Genomic DNA, 3,880 nt, shown 5'->3' on the forward strand with positions numbered 1-3,880 from the left:
CTCGCCGTGCTCGCCGTGCTCGCCGTGCTCGCCGTGATGCGCGGGGTCGGCGTGTGATTCGTCCGCCACGTCGGAGACGGCAGCGGCAGCTATGGCTTCCTCGCGAGCAAGTCGAACATCCGCCAGCCGTGCGGGGAGCCGATCGAGCAGCCGCTCGAGGTGCGCGGTCGTAGCGTCGTCGTCGAGGTCGAGCCGAACCCGTGGTGCGGGGATCCCCCGCCAGAGACTCTCGACGACCTCACCCAGCTCAGGTCCCGGATGCCCGGCGACGAGCAGCACATCGGCCTCAGCTGGGCTCGTCGCCTCCGGCCACCCGCGCCGCCTGATCAGGAGTTCGGTATCCATGCGCAGCCCGGGGCGACCGGGCACCGCAACGAGCAGGACGTGCGGCACCCCAGCCGCGAACCTCAGCAGGACGGCAGTCAGGTCCATCGCAGGGCCCCCTCGCGCCACGCGTAGACGACGCCAGCGAGCAGGATCGCGAGAAACAGGAACATCTCGACGACCGCCGCCGTCCCCATCGTCGCGACGACGACGGCCCACGGGTACATGAAGATCATCTCCATGTCGAAGGCCAAGAAAATCATCGTCACCGCGTACCAGCGGACGTGAAAGCGCGAGACCGCATGCTCCACCGGCGGCAGGCCCCCCAGATGTGGCAGGCGGCCCTTCAGGACGGGCCCGACTGAGACCATTTGAGACATTCCAACGACTACTGACACGACCAGGACGACTGCGCCCGCAAGGACCGCCAGCGGCACAAATGACTCCACCTCGCACCCCCTGATCAGCCGCAATAGGCGCGTACCCTACCGGGGCACAGCATCTGTGCAAGTCACACTGTCGTGGTCTTACCCGTTGGCGTTGCCGGTACTCGCGGCGTGGGAACCAGCGGGTGGGGCCACCCGCGCCGCGCCCGAGGCCACGCTGACCGTAACCCGACACAGCTGGGCCGGACACTTGACCACCTTGATGCGGGTACCCCCTAGGGGTACAGTGTGAGTGACACGAGGAGGTAGGCGATGCAGCACGGTTACGCCGACAACAAGGAAGCGCACGTCAAGCGGATGCGCCGGATCGAGGGGCAGGTCCGCGGGATCAGCAAGATGATCGAGTCGGACAAGTACTGCATCGACATCCTCACCCAGGTCTCCGCGGTCAACAAGGCACTCGAGGCCGTCGCGCTGGGCCTGCTCGACGAGCACCTCAAGCACTGCGTCACCGACGCCGCCGCCGAGGGCGGGGCGGTCGCCGAGGAGAAGATCGAGGAGGCCAGCGCGGCCATTGCGCGCCTGGTCCGGTCCTGACCGGCCCTTCACAGACCCGGCGCAAGGTGTGGCATCACCGCCCCGGGCGCCGAAGCCAACCGCGGCCTGCGCCGCGGCCGTCACGAGAGAGGTATCCGAGCCATGAGTAGCGCCACCTACACCGTCACCGGCATGACCTGCGGTCACTGCGTCGCCTCGGTCACCGAGGAGATCAGTGAGATCGTCGGCGTGACCGATGTGGCCGTGGATCTGCCGACCGGCGCGGTCACCGTCACCGGCGAGGGCGAGGTCTCCCCTGACTCCGTGCGCGCCGCAGTCACCGAGGCCGGCTACCAGGTCGTATCCGACTCCTGATCACGACCTGACCACCTACCCGGTACGGGTCACCGAGGCACGCGCTGCCCCAGCGGCGCCACCGACGTCCACCCGGATCGGGTCCGAACAAGAGGGAACGATCCATGAATACCGTCGCGCGACTTTCTGCCTACGGTGCGGCCGCTGTCCTGCTCGGCGCAGGAGCCTTTGCGACCGGATCCGCTGTTGATGTCCCGACCGCACACCTGCAGCCCGCTCCCAGCGGCGCCGCCGGTCACGCGGGCGGCTACAGCGCTCCTGCCATCGCGGACATCAACTCACCCGCGCACAGTGAGGGGGGACACCAGTGACCGCGACACTGCCGCAGCCCGGCCAGGACGTCCAGGAGATCGAGTTCGCGATCGGTGGCATGACGTGTGCCTCCTGCGCGAACCGGGTCGAGCGCAAGCTCAACAAGCTCGACGGCGTCACCGCCACCGTCAACTACGCCACCGAGAAGGCCAAGGTCTCGGCCCCGACCGGGGTCGACGCCGACCGGCTGGTCGCGGCCGTCGCCTCCGCCGGCTACACGGCCACGCTGCCGACCGATCCGGCCGCCGATGCCGATGCCGGTGGCGATGCCGGTGGCGGGGAGAACGAGGCGCTGCGCAGCCTGCGGCACCGGCTGGTGGTCTCCGCCGTGCTCGCGGTGCCGGTCATCGCCATGGCGATGGCGCCTGCCCTGCAGTTCGTGAACTGGCAGTGGTTGTCGCTGGTTCTCACCGTCCCGGTCTGGGCCTGGGCGGGTGCGATGTTCCACCGGGCGGCCTGGACGAACCTGCGCCACGGCGCCGCCACCATGGACACGCTGATCTCCATGGGGACCACCGCGGCGATGGCCTGGTCGGTCTACGCCCTGTTCTTCGGCACCGCCGGGATCCCTGGCATGACCCACCCCTTCACCCTGTCGGTCTCCCCGACCGACGGCGCGGGGAACATCTACCTCGAGGTCGTGGCCGGCGTCATCACCTTCGTCCTGGCCGGGCGCTACTTCGAGATGCGCTCCAAGCGCCGCGCCGGCGCCGCGCTGCGCGCGCTTCTCGAACTCGGCGCGAAGGACGTCACGGTCCTGCGCGACGAGGACGGGCGCACCGTCGAGAAGCGCATCCCGACCTCCGAGCTCGCGGTCGGTGACCGGTTCGTCGTCCGCCCCGGCGAGAAGATCGCCACCGACGGCGAGGTCGTCGAAGGACGCTCCGCGGTCGACGCGTCCATGCTGACCGGCGAGTCCGTGCCGGTCGAGGTCGCCGTCGGCGACACCGTCGCCGGGGCCACCGTCAACGCCGGTGGGCGGCTGGTCGTGCGGGCCACCCGGGTCGGCTCCGACACCCAGCTCGCGCAGATGGCAAGGCTGGTCGAGGACGCCCAGAACGGCAAGGCTGCCGTGCAGCGCCTCGCCGACCGCATCTCCGGGGTGTTCGTGCCGATCGTGATTGTCGTCGCCGTGGTGACGCTGGGCTTCTGGCTCGGCGCCGGTGTCGGTGCGACGGCCGCGTTCACCGCCGCTGTCGCCGTTCTGATCATCGCCTGCCCGTGCGCGCTGGGCCTGGCTACGCCCACCGCGTTGCTGGTGGGCACCGGGCGCGGCGCCCAGATGGGCATCCTGATCAAGGGCCCGGAGGTGCTGGAGTCCACCCGCCGGGTGGACACCGTCGTGCTGGACAAGACCGGCACTGTGACCACCGGCAAGATGGCACTGGCCGGAGTCCACACCGCCGACGGGGTCGACGAGGCCACCGCGCTGCGGCTGGCCGGGGCTCTGGAGAAGGCCTCCGAGCACCCCATCGCTGCGGCGATCGCCGACGGCGCGACCGAGCGCACCGGGGACCTGCCGGGCGTCGAGGACTTCACCAACTACGAGGGCCTCGGCGTGCAGGGCGTGGTCGACGGCCACGCCGTGCTCGTCGGCCGGCCCCGGCTACTCGAGCAGTGGTCGACCCCGCTGTCCGGCGCACTCGCCCACGCCGCCGCGACCGAGGCCGCGCAGGGACGGACCGCGGTCGCCGTCGCCTGGGACGGTCAGCCCCGCGCCGTGCTCGTCGTCGCCGACACGATCAAGGACACCTCCGCCGAGGCGATCGCCGAGTTCCGCCGCCTCGGGCTGACGCCGGTGCTACTGACCGGCGACAACCAGGCCGTCGCCGAGTCGGTGGCCGCCGAGGTCGGGATCGCGGCCGGCCCGGACACGGTGATCGCCGACGTCATGCCGGCCGACAAGCTGGCGGTCATCGAGCGGCTGCAGAGCGAGGGCAAGGTCG

The 3,880-nt window shown here is 70.5% G+C and carries 4 protein-coding genes and 1 pseudogene; 3 read left to right on the plus strand and 2 right to left on the minus strand.

Features of this window, described 5'->3' with window-relative positions; all coding sequences use genetic code 11:
• A pseudogene (locus tag BM093_RS34230) lies at positions 1-432 on the minus strand (hypothetical protein); the annotation flags it as partial.
• On the minus strand, positions 423-704 hold the full coding sequence (locus BM093_RS34235; protein WP_093357467.1) for an NADH-quinone oxidoreductase subunit A: 282 nt from the start codon (positions 702-704) through the stop codon (positions 423-425). The pseudogene BM093_RS34230 and the gene BM093_RS34235, both read right to left, overlap by 10 nt.
• Before the next feature lie 318 nt (positions 705-1,022).
• Here BM093_RS34235 and BM093_RS34240 point away from each other — a divergent pair, with 318 nt between their 5' ends.
• From BM093_RS34240 to BM093_RS34250, 3 genes are all read left to right on the plus strand, one after another.
• The gene (locus BM093_RS34240; RefSeq protein ID WP_093357462.1) at positions 1,023-1,307 is read left to right on the plus strand and encodes a metal-sensitive transcriptional regulator; all 285 of its coding nucleotides are present in this window, start codon (positions 1,023-1,025) and stop codon (positions 1,305-1,307) included.
• A 102-nt stretch (positions 1,308-1,409) separates the two neighbouring features.
• Positions 1,410-1,622, plus strand: a complete 213-nt coding sequence (locus tag BM093_RS34245; protein WP_085916792.1) for a heavy-metal-associated domain-containing protein — start codon at positions 1,410-1,412, stop codon at positions 1,620-1,622.
• Positions 1,623-1,992: 370 nt separating this feature from the next.
• Positions 1,993-3,880 (plus strand): heavy metal translocating P-type ATPase (locus BM093_RS34250; protein WP_093357471.1); only part of this gene is annotated, 1,888 nt, incomplete at its 3' end.

Source organism: Pseudonocardia ammonioxydans (assembly GCF_900115005.1).
Lineage (GTDB): Bacteria > Actinomycetota > Actinomycetes > Mycobacteriales > Pseudonocardiaceae > Pseudonocardia > Pseudonocardia ammonioxydans.